The sequence below is a fragment of the Pseudonocardia broussonetiae genome (assembly GCF_013155125.1).
GTDB lineage: Bacteria > Actinomycetota > Actinomycetes > Mycobacteriales > Pseudonocardiaceae > Pseudonocardia > Pseudonocardia broussonetiae.
Genome location: NZ_CP053564.1, coordinates 64,790 through 78,541 on the forward strand (window position 1 = coordinate 64,790; position 13,752 = coordinate 78,541).

Annotated in this window: 17 protein-coding genes; 13 read left to right on the plus strand and 4 right to left on the minus strand. The window is 73.1% G+C overall.

Going from position 1 to position 13,752, the window contains the following annotated elements:
• Window positions 1-7: 7 nt before the first annotated feature.
• Genes HOP40_RS00310 through HOP40_RS00345 form a run of 8 tightly spaced genes read left to right on the plus strand, consistent with a single transcriptional unit; the run spans window position 8 to window position 6,587 of the window.
• Complete coding sequence (locus HOP40_RS00310; RefSeq protein WP_172153848.1) at window positions 8-931, plus strand: fumarylacetoacetate hydrolase family protein; 924 nt, start codon at window positions 8-10, stop codon at window positions 929-931.
• Window positions 928-1,668 carry an SDR family NAD(P)-dependent oxidoreductase gene (locus HOP40_RS00315; protein ID WP_172153849.1) on the plus strand — a complete coding sequence of 247 codons (741 nt, stop codon included), beginning with the start codon at window positions 928-930 and terminating at the stop codon, window positions 1,666-1,668. The genes HOP40_RS00310 and HOP40_RS00315 overlap by 4 nt, the downstream gene beginning before the upstream one ends.
• Window positions 1,669-1,697: 29 nt before the next feature.
• Window positions 1,698-2,600, plus strand: coding sequence for a VOC family protein (locus tag HOP40_RS00320; RefSeq protein ID WP_172153850.1), 903 nt, complete (start codon window positions 1,698-1,700; stop codon window positions 2,598-2,600).
• Between the two features lie 42 nt (window positions 2,601-2,642).
• Window positions 2,643-3,104, plus strand: coding sequence for an SRPBCC family protein (locus HOP40_RS00325; RefSeq protein WP_172153851.1), 462 nt, complete (start codon window positions 2,643-2,645; stop codon window positions 3,102-3,104).
• Window positions 3,101-3,490, plus strand: coding sequence for a nuclear transport factor 2 family protein (locus tag HOP40_RS00330; protein ID WP_172153852.1), 390 nt, complete (start codon window positions 3,101-3,103; stop codon window positions 3,488-3,490). Before HOP40_RS00325 ends, HOP40_RS00330 begins: the two co-directional genes overlap by 4 nt.
• A 3-nt stretch (window positions 3,491-3,493) precedes the next feature.
• A complete protein-coding gene (locus HOP40_RS00335; RefSeq protein ID WP_240157438.1) occupies window positions 3,494-4,654 on the plus strand; it encodes an FAD-dependent monooxygenase in 1,161 nt (386 codons plus the stop codon).
• A gap of 32 nt (window positions 4,655-4,686) precedes the next feature.
• Window positions 4,687-5,709, plus strand: a complete 1,023-nt coding sequence (locus HOP40_RS00340) for a VOC family protein (protein ID WP_172153853.1) — start codon at window positions 4,687-4,689, stop codon at window positions 5,707-5,709.
• Between the two features lie 44 nt (window positions 5,710-5,753).
• Window positions 5,754-6,587, plus strand: a complete 834-nt coding sequence (locus HOP40_RS00345) for a mycofactocin-coupled SDR family oxidoreductase (RefSeq protein WP_338053045.1) — start codon at window positions 5,754-5,756, stop codon at window positions 6,585-6,587.
• A 96-nt stretch (window positions 6,588-6,683) separates the two neighbouring features.
• Here HOP40_RS00345 and HOP40_RS00350 read toward each other — a convergent pair whose 3' ends face one another.
• On the minus strand, window positions 6,684-7,529 hold the full coding sequence (locus HOP40_RS00350; protein WP_172153854.1) for a LuxR C-terminal-related transcriptional regulator: 846 nt from the start codon (window positions 7,527-7,529) through the stop codon (window positions 6,684-6,686).
• A gap of 169 nt (window positions 7,530-7,698) precedes the next feature.
• Between HOP40_RS00350 and HOP40_RS00355 the strand changes: the two genes are divergently transcribed.
• Both HOP40_RS00355 and HOP40_RS00360 read left to right on the plus strand, forming a co-directional pair.
• Complete coding sequence (locus HOP40_RS00355) at window positions 7,699-7,995, plus strand: hypothetical protein (RefSeq protein WP_172153855.1); 297 nt, start codon at window positions 7,699-7,701, stop codon at window positions 7,993-7,995.
• 116 nt (window positions 7,996-8,111) lie between these two features.
• Window positions 8,112-8,411, plus strand: a complete 300-nt coding sequence (locus HOP40_RS00360; protein ID WP_240157439.1) for a hypothetical protein — start codon at window positions 8,112-8,114, stop codon at window positions 8,409-8,411.
• Between the two features lie 13 nt (window positions 8,412-8,424).
• Here HOP40_RS00360 and HOP40_RS00365 read toward each other — a convergent pair whose 3' ends face one another.
• Window positions 8,425-9,141 (minus strand): winged helix-turn-helix transcriptional regulator, encoded by a 717-nt coding sequence (locus tag HOP40_RS00365; protein WP_172153856.1) that lies wholly within the window; start codon window positions 9,139-9,141, stop codon window positions 8,425-8,427.
• A 108-nt stretch (window positions 9,142-9,249) separates the two neighbouring features.
• Here HOP40_RS00365 and HOP40_RS00370 point away from each other — a divergent pair, with 108 nt between their 5' ends.
• Window positions 9,250-9,699, plus strand: a complete 450-nt coding sequence (locus HOP40_RS00370) for a cupin domain-containing protein (RefSeq protein WP_172153857.1) — start codon at window positions 9,250-9,252, stop codon at window positions 9,697-9,699.
• Between the two features lie 69 nt (window positions 9,700-9,768).
• Here HOP40_RS00370 and pdxR read toward each other — a convergent pair whose 3' ends face one another.
• Window positions 9,769-11,268, minus strand: a complete 1,500-nt coding sequence (gene pdxR, locus HOP40_RS00375; protein WP_172153858.1) for a MocR-like pyridoxine biosynthesis transcription factor PdxR — start codon at window positions 11,266-11,268, stop codon at window positions 9,769-9,771.
• A gap of 150 nt (window positions 11,269-11,418) precedes the next feature.
• Here pdxR and HOP40_RS00380 point away from each other — a divergent pair, with 150 nt between their 5' ends.
• Window positions 11,419-11,931: an antibiotic biosynthesis monooxygenase family protein gene (locus HOP40_RS00380; protein WP_172153859.1), complete on the plus strand. Its 513-nt coding sequence runs from the start codon at window positions 11,419-11,421 to the stop codon at window positions 11,929-11,931.
• A gap of 10 nt (window positions 11,932-11,941) precedes the next feature.
• On the opposite strand, the gene HOP40_RS00385 is transcribed toward HOP40_RS00380, so the two are convergent.
• Entirely contained in the window at window positions 11,942-12,865 is a 924-nt protein-coding gene (locus HOP40_RS00385; RefSeq protein ID WP_172153860.1) for a helix-turn-helix transcriptional regulator, read from the minus strand.
• 26 nt (window positions 12,866-12,891) lie between these two features.
• On the opposite strand from HOP40_RS00385, the gene HOP40_RS00390 reads away from it, so the two are divergent.
• Window positions 12,892-13,731 (plus strand): ABC transporter substrate-binding protein, encoded by an 840-nt coding sequence (locus tag HOP40_RS00390; RefSeq protein ID WP_205347037.1) that lies wholly within the window; start codon window positions 12,892-12,894, stop codon window positions 13,729-13,731.
• The last annotated feature ends 21 nt before the right edge of the window (window positions 13,732-13,752 follow it).

Below are 13,752 nucleotides of genomic sequence, written 5' to 3' on the forward strand. Positions count from 1 at the left end.
GACAACCATGACCTGGTCACTCGTCACCTACGACACCGGCGACGGCGGCAGCGCCGTCGGCGTCCTCGACAGCGGCACCGTGCGCGCGCTGCCCCGCTACGCCGGGTACTCCCTGCTCGACCTGCTCGGGCGCTGGGAGGTGGTCGCCGACGACCTGCGGGCCACCGTCGTCGCCGACCTGCCGCCCGCAGGCGTGGTCCGCCTGCTGGCACCGGTCCGCCCGAACAAGGTCGTCTGCGCGGGCGCCAACTACTTCGCACACCTGGCGGAGATGCAGGTCGACCGGCCCGACCCCGTCGGACCACCGTTCTTCTTCCTCAAGCCCCCGTCGACCACGGTCATCGGGCCCGGTGACGCGATCGTGCTGCCGGACCGCCCCGACCGGCGGATCGACTGGGAGGCCGAGCTCGGCGTCGTCATCGGGCGCCGCGCCCGCGACCTCGACGAGTCCGCGGTCGCCGCGCACGTCGCGGGCTACACGATCGTCAACGACGTCTCGGCGCGCGACCGGCTCCGCCGCGACGACGCCGTCGCCCCGCCCTTCGGGTTCGACTGGACCTCGGCCAAGGGCGAGGACACGTTCTGCCCGACCGGTCCCGGCGTCACCCCGGCCTGGTTCGTCGACGACCCCCAGGACCTGCGCATCACGCTGAGCGTCAACGGCGCGGTGAAGCAGGACTCGAGCACCGCCGACATGATGAACAGCGCCTTCGCCGTGGTGGCGGCGGCCAGCCGGATCATGACCCTGGAACCGGGCGACATCGTGGCCACGGGCAGCCCGGCCGGTGTCGGTGCGGCCCGCGGGGACTTCCTGCGGCCCGGCGACGAGGTCGTGATCGAGATCGCGGGCCTCGGTGTGCTGCGCAACCCGGTCGTCGACGGCGCCCTCCCCCGCGACCGCGCCGTCGCGCAGGTCGGGGGGACCGCATGAGCCGCGAGTTCGACGGGCGGGTCGCGTACGTGACCGGCGCCGCCGGCGGCATCGGCCGCTCCAGCGCGCTCGCCTTCGCCGCCCGCGGGGCCTCCGTGGTGGTCTGCGACCTGAAGGACCCGGCGGAGACCGCGGCCGAGGTGCGGGAGCACGGGGTGCAGGCCCTGGCCGTGCAGCTCGACGTGTCGGACGCGGCCGCGGTGCGCGAGGCGGTCGACGCGACCGTGCGCACCTTCGGCCGGCTCGACTTCGCGCACAACAACGCCGGGACCTTCGCCGTCGCGCCGCTCGCCGACCTCGCCGACGAGGACTGGAACCGGGTGATCGCGGTCAACCTGGGCGGGGTCTTCCACGGGATGAAGCACCAGATCCCGCACCTGCTCGAGACCGGCGGCGCGATCGTCAACACGGCCTCGATCTGGTCGGAGCAGGGCTCCGCCGCCCAGGCCGCCTACGTCGCCAGCAAGCACGGGGTCGCCGGCCTGACCCGGGCCGCGGCCATCGACTACGGCGGCCGGGGCATCCGGGTCAACGCCGTGGCGCCCGGCCCCATCCGCACCGCGATGACGGCCGCCGTGCCCGACGAGGCCATGGCCCCGGTCCTCGGTCGCACCACGCTCGGCCGCTACGGGGAGGCCCCCGAGGTCGCCGAGGCCGTCGTCTGGCTCTGCTCGCCCGCCGCCGCCTACGTCAACGGGGTCGTGCTCCCCGTCGACGGCGGCTACCTCGCCGCCTGACCCGCCACCCGACCTCCGAAGGAGACCCGATGCCCGACGACATCCCGGCCGCCCGCGTCTCGACGCTCGGCTACGTCGAGTTCACGAGCCCCGACCCGGACCGCCTCGTGGAGTACTACCGGACCTGCCTGGGCTTCCACGTCGAGGACGGCTCACCCGACCTGACCTTCCTCACCACCGGGCTGGACCACCACAGCGTGGTCGTCCGCAAGGGCGAGGCCGCCGCCCGCACGTCCGTCGGCTACCGGCTCGCCGTGCCCCTCGACGACGCGCACGAACGGCTCGCCGACGCCGGCGTCCCCGTCTCCCGGCGCACCGACGTGGCCCCGAGCACCCCGGACGTCCTCGTCCTGCACGAGCCGGGCACGGACGTGCCGCTGCACCTCTACGACGTCCAGGCCGCGAGCGACGGGGGCCAGGGCCCGGCGCACCGCCCGACCAAGCTCGGCCACGTCGCGGCGTTCAGCCCGAGCCTGGACCGGATCCAGGGCTTCTACCAGGACCTCCTCGGGTTCCGCTGGTCCGACACGATCGGCGACTTCTTCGTGTTCCTGCGCTGCAACGCCGACCACCACGCCGCGAACTTCCTGCAGAGCACCCGGTTCACCGGCATGCACCACGTCGCGTACGAGATGCGCGACCTGGACCACCTGCAGACCACGCTCGACCACCTCGCCCGCAACGACGTCCGGCTCCACTGGGGCCCGGGGCGGCACGGGCCGGGCCACAACGTCTTCACCTACCACCGCGATCCCGACGGCAACACCGTCGAGCTCTTCACCCAGCTCGACCAGATGATCGACGAGGGCGCCGGCCACTTCGAGCCCCGCCCGTGGCACGAGGACCGCCCCCAGGTGCCCAAGACCTGGGAGGTCGACATCGCGACGGCCAACGCCTGGGGCCCCGTCCTGCCCGAGGTCCTCGAGCACTGATCCCCGCCTGCCAGCCAGCCGCACGACGACGTGGAGGAAGTCATGATCTTCAGCGAGTTCGCCCTGCCCGCCAACCCGCCCGGGGCCGTCCCGCTCGACCGGGCCCAGATCTGGAAGGGCCTCGAGCAGAAGGCCCGCGACGCCGTGCCGTACGTCGCGGCCATCACCGAGTGCCGCGTGATCGACGAGATCAGCGACAGCGTCTTCGACCGCGAGGTCCTGCTCCACGGGCAGCGCTACGTCGAGCGCGTCTGGCTCGGCGAGCCCGACCGCGTCGTGTTCACCCGCACCGATGGCCCCGTCCTGGGCACCATCACCAACGAGGTCCTCGAGTCCGACGGCGAGCTGACGCTCCGCTTCGGGTTCGCGCTGGTCATCCGCCCCGGCGACGACCTGCCCGTCACCGAGGAGGAGCTCTCCGTGCAGATGACGGCCGCCTACCAGGCGGCCGTGGAGTCGACGCTCGCCGCGGTGCGCGCGCAGGTCGTGGAGCCGGCCCGATGACCGGGGCGACCGCCGCCCGGGCCGTCGCTGCGCCCGCCTGGCTGACCAGGTTCTACGAGAAGGTCGACGCCCTCGATACCGAGGGGGTCCTCGCCGGGTTCGCTCCCGACGCGACCATGCGCTACGGCTCCGGCGACCCGATGCCCGGGCACGACGGGATCCGGGCCGGGCTCACGTTCCTCTTCACGTCCTACCGCCGCATCGGCCACGAGTTCCGCGGCGTCTGGCAGTCCGGCTCGACGGTGCTGCTCGAGGCCACCGTCACCTACGGGCGCCCCGACGGCCGCGAGGTCTCCGTGCCGGCGCTCACCGTCATCGACCACCGCGACGGGGTCATCGACGACATGCGCATCTACATCGACCCCACACCCGTGCAGGCGGGCTGAAGCGTGGACCGTCCCGACATCGCGATCATCGGAGCGGGCATCGGCGGGCTGACGCTGGGCCTGTCGCTGCGCCGGCTCGGCATCCGGGCCCGCATCTACGAGCAGGCGCCGGAGCTCGGCGAGGTGGGGGCGGCCGTGGCGCTGGCCGCCAACGGCACGCGCATCCTCCGCTCACTGGGCATCGACCTCGGGACGTGCTCGACCGTCCCGTCCGAACTGGTCTACCGGCACTGGGCCGACGGCCGCAGGCTCGCCGACCACCCGGTGGGCGACTGGTACACCGAGCGGTTCGGCGCCCCGTTCTGGGGCGTGCACCGCGCGCACCTGCAGAGGGCCCTCGCGCAGGCGTGGGGCACCGAGGACCTGCACCTGGGCCGGGCGGTCGTCGGCCTGGAGCAGCGCGACGGCACGACCGAGCTGACCTTCGCCGACGGCACCACCGCGAGTGCCGGACTGGTGGTCGGGGCCGACGGCATCCGCTCGCGGGTGCGCCGGTGGATCACCGACGCCGAGCCGGTCTACTCGGGCACGACCGGCTTCCGGGGGCTGGTCCCGCGCTCGGCGCTGCCCGACCTCCCCGATCCCGACGCCGTCCAGTTCTGGATGGGGCCGGACGCGCACCTGCTGCACTACGCGATCGGCGACGTCGTCAACTTCCTCGCCGTCATCGAGGGACCCGGCACCTGGGACGGACCGGGAGGCGTCGCACCGGCAGCGGACGGCGAGCTCGCCGCGGCGTTCCGCGACTGGCACCCCGCGGTGCGGCAGATGATCGGGGCCGTCCCCCAGAGCCCGCGGTGGGGCATGTTCGCGCTGCCCCCGCTGACGCGGTGGAGCAGGGACCGGGTCGTGCTGCTCGGCGACGCCGCGCACGCGATGCTGCCCCACCACGGCCAGGGCGCCAACCAGACCATCGAGGACGCCGCCGTGCTGGCCGACTGCCTCGACGGATCCGTCGACGTCGACACCGCCGTGGCCCGCTACGAGCGCCTGCGCCGCTCCCGCACCCGCCAGGTCCAGCGCAGCTCCTGGGTCACCTCGCCCCTGCTCCACCTGCCCGACGGCGAGGCCGCGACGCACCGGGACCGGAAGCTCCGGGCCCTCGTCGACGACTTCAGCTGGATCCACGCCTACGACCACCGCGAGCCCGCGCTCCGGTCCTGACCCCCAGCCCCGACCGCACGGAAGGCCCGATCATGACCGCGTACGACACCGCCGCCGCCCGCTTCGAGCTGGCGCACATGGCCCACGCCGAGCTCCACACCCCCGACCTCGAGGGCAGCCTCTGGTTCTTCACCCGGCTCCTCGGCATGCGCGAGACCGCCCGCCACCAGGACTCGATCTACCTGCGCTGCTACGAAGACCCCTACCACCACAGCCTCAAACTCACCGCCCACGACCGACCCGGCCTGGGCAACATCGGCTGGCGCACCACCTCCCCCGACGCCCTCCAACGCCGCGCCACCGCCCTCGACCAAGCCGGCCTCGGCACCGGCTGGACCACCGGCGACATCGGCGTCGGCCGCACCTTCGGCTTCACCTCCCCCGACGGACACCCCATGGAACTCGTCTGGGACATCGAGAAGTACACCGCCCCACCCGCACTGCAGTCCCGGATCCTCACCCGCCGCTCCAAGCGCCCCCTCCACGGCCTCCCCCCGCGACGCCTGGACCACGTCAACCTCATGGCCTCCGACGTCACCACCCAGAAGGAACTGTTCGAACGCACCCTCGGGTTCCAGACCCGCGAACGCGTCATCGACGCCGCCGGCGGCGGCACCGAGATCGGCGCCTGGCTCAGCGTCAACAACCTCGGCCACGAGATGGCCGTCATGCGCGACTCCACCGGCTCCCGGGGCCGCCTGCACCACCTCGCGTTCTGGTACGGGGTGCCCCAGCACAACACCGACGCCGCCGAACTCTGCCGCGAGTACGGCATCCAGATCGAAGCCGGCCCCGACGTCCACGGCATCACCCAAGGCGCATTCCTCTACGTCTTCGAACCCGGCGGCAACCGCATCGAACTGTTCGGCAACTCCGGCATCCTCCAGTTCGAACCCGACCACGACACCGTCACCTGGGACCTCGCCGACTTCGACACCGGCCTGGCCATCGGCGGCGCCACCCTGCCCGCCGAGACCTACTTCGTCTACGGCACCCCCGCCACCGACGGCCAGGACAAGCTCCTCGACGGCTGGAAGGACCGCGACCTCGTCTGACGGGCGCACCGACCACAGCCGGAACGGACGGGAACGAGGGGAACGTGGCAGGACGGATGGAAGGGAAGGTCGCGCTGGTCTCCGGCGCGGCCCGCGGCCAGGGCCGCAACCACGCCCTGCGGCTGGCCGAGGAGGGCGCGGACATCATCGCGTTCGACGTGGCCGCCGCGGTGCCCGCGCAGGGCGCCCCGGCGGCGACACCGGCGGACCTCGCCGAGACCGTGCGGCTCGTGGAGGACCGCGACCGGCGCATCGTCGCCACGCGGGCCGACGTCCGCGACCCCGACGCCGTCGCGGAGCTGGTCGAGCGCGGCGTGGCCGAGCTGGGCGGGCTCGACGTCGTGATCGCCAACGCCGGGATCCAGGGCAACCCGGGCCCGGCCGCGTCGACCTCGCCGGCCGACTGGCAGGCGGTCATCGACACCAACCTCACCGGGGTGTTCCACACGGTCCGGCCGGCGATCCCGCACCTGATCGCCCGGGGTGGCGGCTCGATCGTGATCACCAGCTCGTCGATCGGGCTCCGGTCCGTGCCGAACCTCGCCCCCTACGGAGCGGCGAAGGCCGGGCTGACCGGGCTCATGCGCACCCTCGCGCTGGAGCTGGCGGAGCACTCGATCCGGGTCAACACCGTCAACCCGACCACCGTCGGGACCCCGATGCTGCTCAACCCGGTCAACTTCGGCCTGTTCCGACCCGACCTGGAGGACCCGACCGAGGAGGACGTCCGGCCCGTGTACCGGACGCTCAACGCGCTGCCGGTCGCCTACCTGGACCCCGACGACATCAGCAACGCCGTGCTGTTCCTCGCCTCCGACGAGGGGCGCTACATCACGGGCGTCGCCCTGCCGGTGGACGCGGGGTACGCCGTGAAGTGAGCGGCGGTGCCGAAGGTCTCGGCGACCCAGTCGGCGATGAAGTGGGTGGCGTGGGGCATGTCGTCGAGGTTGACGTGCCCCACGCCGCAGCTCGGGTCAGTCGATCTGACCGGCTTCCCGGGCCGCGCGGACCGTCTCCGTGCGGTTGCGCGTGCCCAACTTGCGCATGGCGTTCTGGAGGTAGGTCTTCACCGTCGTGGGCATGACGGCGAGCTGCTCCGCGACCTCGGCGTTCGTGCGGCCCAGCGCGACTGCGGCGAGCACCTGGTGCTCCCGCCCGGTCAGGTGGGGAACGGCACTCCCGCCGCGCACGGACGGCGGCCGCAGTCGATCGCACAGCACGTGCAGGCGGTCGCGCAGGCCGTCGTCGGACGTGGCCCGGGCGATCGACAGCAGTTCCTCGTGGATCTCGTGCAGGGCGGCGACGGGCCGCGGTTCCTCACGCCGCCGGAGCTCGTCGACGATCCGCAGCCGGCGGGCCACCTCGTACTCGACGGCGAACTCCCGTGCCAGTGCGGCCGCGACGCGGGCCGAGGCGTCGAGAGTGCGTTCGCCGAGCGGTTGGGTCGTCCGCGCCGACCCGTAGAGCAGTGCCCGGACATCCCGGCCGACGTGCACCGGCACGGCCAGCAGACCGTGGGTCCGTTCCTCGACGAGCTTGTGGTCGTACACGTGGCTGATGGTCGTCGCGTGCAGGTAGTCGTTCACCAGGATCGGCCGCCCCAGCTGGAGCGCCTTGCCCCCGGCGCCCATGCCCCGCGTCACGACGAAGCCGCGCATCGTCTCGGTCAGCATGCCGTGCAGCTGGGTGACGACCAGTCGCCGCCCGTCCTGGGTGACCGTGCCGGCCATGGCACCGTCCAGCCCGGTGGCCCGCTGCAACCGGGGCAGCGCGTGGCGCAGGGGGCGGCCCAGGTCTGGACCCGTCGCGGTGTCGATCATGATGGCCTCGGATCGGACGCACCCACGCCTCGAGTGGGCTGGGGCCGAGTGTGGCACGCGGCGACCACCGGGCTCCTCCTCCTTTCGGACGTGACCGGAGCCGGCGTCGCCGCCGAAGCTCGTCCCCGCGGGCCGCCCACCCGGGCAGCCCTCGACGAAGGGGGACGACGTGTTCGCTGTCATCCGCACCTACGAGGACGAGGCGCCGGGAGTGGTCGAGGAGATCCGCACGCGAGCGGACGGCCTCCGCGACGTGATGCACGGCATCGACGGCGTCGTGGCCTACTACCTGCTGGACCTCGGCAACGGCGCGGTGACGACGGTCGGCGTCTTCGACGACCGGTCGGGCGCCGAGGAGTCGACGCGGGCAGCAGGCCGGTGGTTGCGCGAGACCGGCCTCGCGGAGCTGGTGCCGAACCCGCCGACGATCGCCCAGGGCGAGGTCGTGGTCGACGCACGGCCGTGACGCGACCCGGGCGAGGCGGCCCGACTCCCGCCCACGTCCGTCGGCTCTGCCCCGGCCGGCTCGTCGACGAGCCGATCACCGCACCGGACACACCTGAGCACGCCGAGAGGAACACGATGGACGCGAACACGCGCCTCGTCCCCCGCGCGCCGGCCGGCGGGATCCGGCTCTTCCCTCCGTCCGAGCCGCCGATCACCGGCGATCCGCGCGGCCGCCTGCCCCTGCACGAGGCCTCCCGCCTCCGCGCCGCCGCCCACCACGCCAGACGCGCCTACCCGGGACCGATCGGCGAGCTCCTGGCGCGCGAGCTCACGGCCCACGCGGAGTTCGGCTACCGCTTCGCTGCCGATCACCTGCTCACCCGTCTCGTGGCCGAGGTGCTGCGCACCCCCCTTGCTCCCGTCGTGCCGTCCTGATCGGTGTTGCCGGTCAGCGCGACGGCGGCATCGAGTCCGTCCGTGCGGCTCGATGGGCCGCTGTGCCCGGAACGTGTGCGGCGAAGGGACTGGGGCGGATCCACGAGGAGAACTCACGGATCAGGCCGGTCGCGCCGGCCAGTTCCAACCGGCCACACCGCAGGGCATCGGCGTAGGTGGTCCGGGTGAGGTGGATGTCGACGAGACAGGCGGCGTCGGTCCGCGCCACCAGGTCCTCGGTGTAGCCCGTTCCTCGCGTGCACAGCTCGGAGGCCGGGCGGTGGAGGATCATCCAGTAGTGCTCCTCGGGGCGGTCGCGCAGGTCGACCCGAACGACGACGGTCCGGTCCGGCAGCCGATCCACGTCGACGAGTCTCGTCGTGGCCCACAACACGTAGGCAGGGTCCAGGTGGTGCGGCTCGACCTCGATCCAGCGGGCGCCCCACCGTCCCAGGGCGTCACAGACCGGCTTGAGCTCGCGCCCCATGTCGGTGAGGCTGTACCAGCGTCCGCGGCCGGTCGGGGCAGGCCTGCTGGTGATCACGCCGTTGCGCTCCAGGGTGTCCAGCCTCTGTGCGAGGAGCGCCGTGGAGATCCCGGGGGCACCTTGCCGGATCTCGGTGAAGGTGCGGCACCCGACCAGCAGGTTGCGCACGATGACCGGCGTCCAGCGCTGCGCGAACAGCTCCGCGGCACGCGCGATCGGGCAGAACTGCCCGTAGGTCTGCATCCGCCCAGCGTGGGCCGAGTGCGAGGGCGACACAACTTCAGTTTCTGGGCTTTCCCCACGGCGACCGAGCCAGGAGCCTGGCCTTCGGACAGAGAGGTGGTGGGCCGGATGCTCATTCCGGGGCAGGGACATGTGGTGGCGCCGGGCGAGGGCCGCGTCGTCGACCTCGGCGTCACCAGGATGAGGGTGCTCGCCGCCGGACAGGACGTCACCCGGGGCACGTTCACGCTGGCCGAGTTCAGCGGCGGCGCGGGACCGTGGACGGTGCCGCACCTGCACCGGGGCATGGAGGAGTCGTTCTTCGTGCTCGACGGCGAGTTCGCCTTCACCATCGGCGAGCAGGAGGTCACCGGTGGCACGGGCAGCTACCTCCTCGTCCCGCGCGACACCCCGCACGTCCTGGCCGCGACGACCGAGCACGCGCGCTGCCTCGTCCTGATGGTGCCCGGCGGCCAGGAGGAGATGTTCTACGAGCTCGGAGCCCTGGGGGCCGACAGCCTGCGCGACCCGGCCGTGCGAGCAGCGATATCCGCGCGGTACGACTCGGTCCCCGTCTGACGGGCGGGGCCGCGCTGCGGGACCGGATGTCAGGGCGCGCCCGCCCCGGGGTCGCCCCGCGCCCCGCGATCAGGCCAGCACCGTCGCCAGGGTGGCGATGCCGTGGCGCATGTCCTCGGTCGTGGTGCCGGCGTACCCGAGCAGGAGCGCGGGCATCTGCTCGGGGCGCAGGTAGTGGTTCGACAGCGGCCAGACGTGCACGCCCTGGCGCAGCGCGTTCTTGGCGACGGCGCGGTCGTCGCGGTGCGCCTCGAGGAGGCCGACCAGGTGGAGCCCGCCGTCCGACGGGACCAGGCGCAGCTGCTCCCCGAGCGGCTCGGCCAGCCGGAGCAGCTCCTGCTGGCGCTCGCGGTGCAGCACCCGGGTGCGGCGCAGGTGGCGGGCGAAGTGGCCCTGCTCGATGAAGTCGGTGACGACGGCCTGGTCGATGACGTGGGCGTGCATGTCGGTGGACAGGTGCGCGGCCAGGAAGCCGTCGACGAGATCGGGTGGGGCGATGACGTAGCCGAGCCGCAGGCCGGGGAACAGCACCTTGCTGAACGTGCCCACGTAGATGACGCGCTGGCGGGAGTCGATCGCCATGAGCGCGGCGTGGGGCCGGCCGAGGTACCGGAACTCGGCGTCGTAGTCGTCCTCCACGATCCACGAGTCGTGCGTGCTGGCCCAGTCGATGAGGGCGAGGCGGCGCTCCAGGGTCATCGTGTGACCGAGCGGGAACTGGTGCGACGGGGTGACGACGGCCAGGCGCGCCCGCGGTTCGAGCATCCGGCCGGCGTCGACGTCGAGCCCGTTCCGGTCGACGGGGACCGGGATGATCCGGGCGCTCGCCGACACCAGCGCCGCGCGCGCGCCGAGGTACCCCGGGTCCTCGAGCCACGCCGCGTCCCCGGGATCGAGCAGGATCCGCGCGCAGAACTCGAGGGCCTGCTGGGAGCCGGTGGTGATGATGACCTGCTCGGCGCGGCAGTGGATGCCGCGGGCGGTGCTGATGTAGCCGGCGATCGCCTCGCGGAGGGGGCGGTACCCGGCGGGGTCGTCGTAGCGCATCAGGCGGACCCCGGACCTGCGGAACCGCTCGGTGTACAGCGACAGCCAGATCTCGCGGGGGAACGCGTCGAGCGCGGGGAGGCCGATGAGGAAGGACGTGCCCCGGGGCGCGCGGCCCAGCACGGAGGGCAGGGGCACTCGGCGGGTCATCGCGAGCCGTTCGCCCCGGGCGGACAGCTTCGCCGTCGTGCTCACGGACGGCGGTGCCGCGCCCGCCCTCGCGCTCACCGACCCGCTGGTGAGCAGCTGCTCGGGCAGCAGGTGGGCGACGTAGGTGCCCGATCCCTGGCGGCCGGTGATGTACCCCTCCGCCTGCAGCTGCTCGAAGGCGGCCAGCACCGTGTTGCGCGACAGGCCCGTCTCGACCGCCAGGGTGCGGCTGGGCGGCAGCCGGGTCCCCGCTCCCAGCTGCCCGGTCAGGATGCTGGACCGCAGCTGCTCGTAGAGCGCCTTGTAGGCCGGTGTCCTCGCCCGACCCGGATTGGTCCCGTCCGCATCCGGCGTGTTGCGCGCAGATGACACGTGGTTCCCCCCGTCGCCGCTCGATTGGCTCTGGCCGATGCCCGGATCCGGGCTAGCGTCAGGAACCAACAGGCCGGGTCAGACTAGCCCGAGGCTGCTGCAGCAGCGCCCTGTCCAGCACCGATGACCGAGTCGAACAGGAGCAGAGCTGTGCCCATCTACCTGAGCATGCAGCGCGTGCGGTTCTCCAGCCCCGACGCCTACGAGAAGTTCAAGGTCGTCTTCGGCGACACCCGGCACCACCTGATGAAGCTCCCCGGCTTCCTGCACCTCACCTGGTGGGAGCACCCGGACGACCCGACGTGGTTCAACGAGTGCAGCTTCTGGACGAGCAAGACCGCGCTCTACGACTGGCACACCGACACCTACCACAAGCACGCCAAGGCCTGGGCCGCCAACGGCGCGATCATGGAGGACATCATCACCAACTTCGAGCTCGTCGGGACGCGCCTGCTGCGCATCTGCCCCTGCTGCAACGAGCTCCAGGACAAGGTCTACGAGCTGGCCCAGGAGCAGGCGGTCCTGCGGGAGCAGTGCCCGAAGTGCGGCTTCCACTTCCCCTACCTGACCGAGCAGCCCTCGAGCTTCGCCGTGTTCAAGGACGCGCCACTGGGTCAGATCGAGGAACCCGCCGCCGCGGAACGGCAGGCGGTCCAGGCGTAGGCGCCGCCCGTCAGGGGGTCGCCGCGAGGTCGGACACCTCACCGCTGCGGGTGGTGTCGTAGCCGCCGAGCGCGGTGACCGCGGCCCGCACGGCGGGCTCGTGCAGCGCGGCGATCAGCGGTGCGGCGGCGTCGAGCGCCGCCGCACCGAGGACGATGTCGTAGTCCTCGGTGACCAGCGGCAGGAAGTCCAGGTCCAGGTCGTGCGCAGCGGACCGGACCCCGAGGCCGGCGTCGACGGTCCCGGACGCGACGGACAGCGCCACCTCCATGTGCGAGCCGGTCTCCGGGCCGCGCAGCGCGTCGGGGTCCCGACCGGCGGCGAGCAGCAGCGTGTCGAGCAGGATGCGGGTGCCGGTGCCGGGTCGGCGCTTGGCGACCCGCAGCGGCCCCAGGTCGGCGGCGCCGGACAGCCCGCGGGGGTTGCCGGGGGCCACGATGATGCCCTGCTCGCGTCGCCACAGGTGGATGAGGTGCGGCCGCCGGTCGCGCAGGAGGCTGCGGGCGAACGGCGCGTTGTAGACGCCGCTGTGGTGCAGCAGGTGCACCGCGGCGCCGTCGGCCCGGCCCTGGCGGACCGCGCGCAGCCCGTCGAAGCTGCCGTCGGTCCCGATGCTGTGGACGGACTGGCCGAGGGTCCGGGTGACGACGTCGAGGGCCGGGTCGTCGCTGCCGGCGAGGCGGAACACCAGCTCGGCGTGCAGGAACCGGCGGGCGGCGACCGCGCCTGCGGCCGCCACCCGGGTGCGTCGCCGGTCGGCGGTGACGATCACCCCGGCGTCGACCAGGGTCCGCTGCGCGCGGCCGACCGTCGTGGCCGTCGTCCCGAACCGCTGCGCCAGCTCGCGCACCGGGGGGAGCTCGGCGCCGGCGGCGATGTCGCCCGCGCTGATCCTCTCGGCCAGATCGGTGCAGATCTCCCGGTATCGCGTCACAGCCCCGCACCCTAGGCTCCCGCTCTGTGATAGGTCAGAACAGGACAGTCCTCGCCGCACTCGCGCTGCTGCTGCTCGTGGGGTGCGGCGCCCCGGCGGCCGGGCCGTCGGCGGAGCGGTCGCTGATCCTGGCCACCACCACCAGCACGCAGGACTCCGGCCTGCTCGACGCGCTGCTCCCGGCGTTCACCGCCGACACCGGATGGCAGGTGAAGACGGTGGCCGTGGGCAGCGGTCAGGCCATCGAGCTGGGCCGCCGCGGCGAGGCCGACGTGCTGCTCGTGCACTCCCCGGCGGCGGAGGAGGAGTTCGTGGCCGAGGGCACCGCCGGGCGGCGCCGGCTGGTGATGCACAACGACTTCGTGCTCGTCGGGCCCGCGTCCGATCCCGCCGGCGTCCGCGGGGCCGGTGCGGTGGAGGCGATGACGCGGATCGCCGGCTCGGGCGCGGTGTTCGTCTCCCGCGGCGACGACTCCGGCACCCACGCCCGGGAGGACCGGCTCTGGGAGTCGGCCGGGATCGCTCCGGGCGGACCCTGGTACCAGGAGACCGGGCAGGGCATGGGGGCGACGCTGCGGGTCGCCGACGAGAACGGCGGCTACACCCTCTCGGACCGGGCGACGTGGCTGAGCCAGGCGGGCTCGCTGGTGGTGCTGGGCGAGGGCGACCCGGGACTGCTCAACGTCTACCACGTGATCGAGATGACGACCGGCGCCGGTGAGCGGGTGCAGGCCGACGGCGCCGCCGCCTTCGCCGACTGGATCCTCGGCGCCCCCGCTCAGGAGATGATCGGCGACTTCGGCCGCGCGGAGTACGGGCAGCCGCTGTTCGTGCCCGACGCCGGCAAGCCCGATCCCACCGGATGAGCCGGCCCGTGGGCGTGGCCT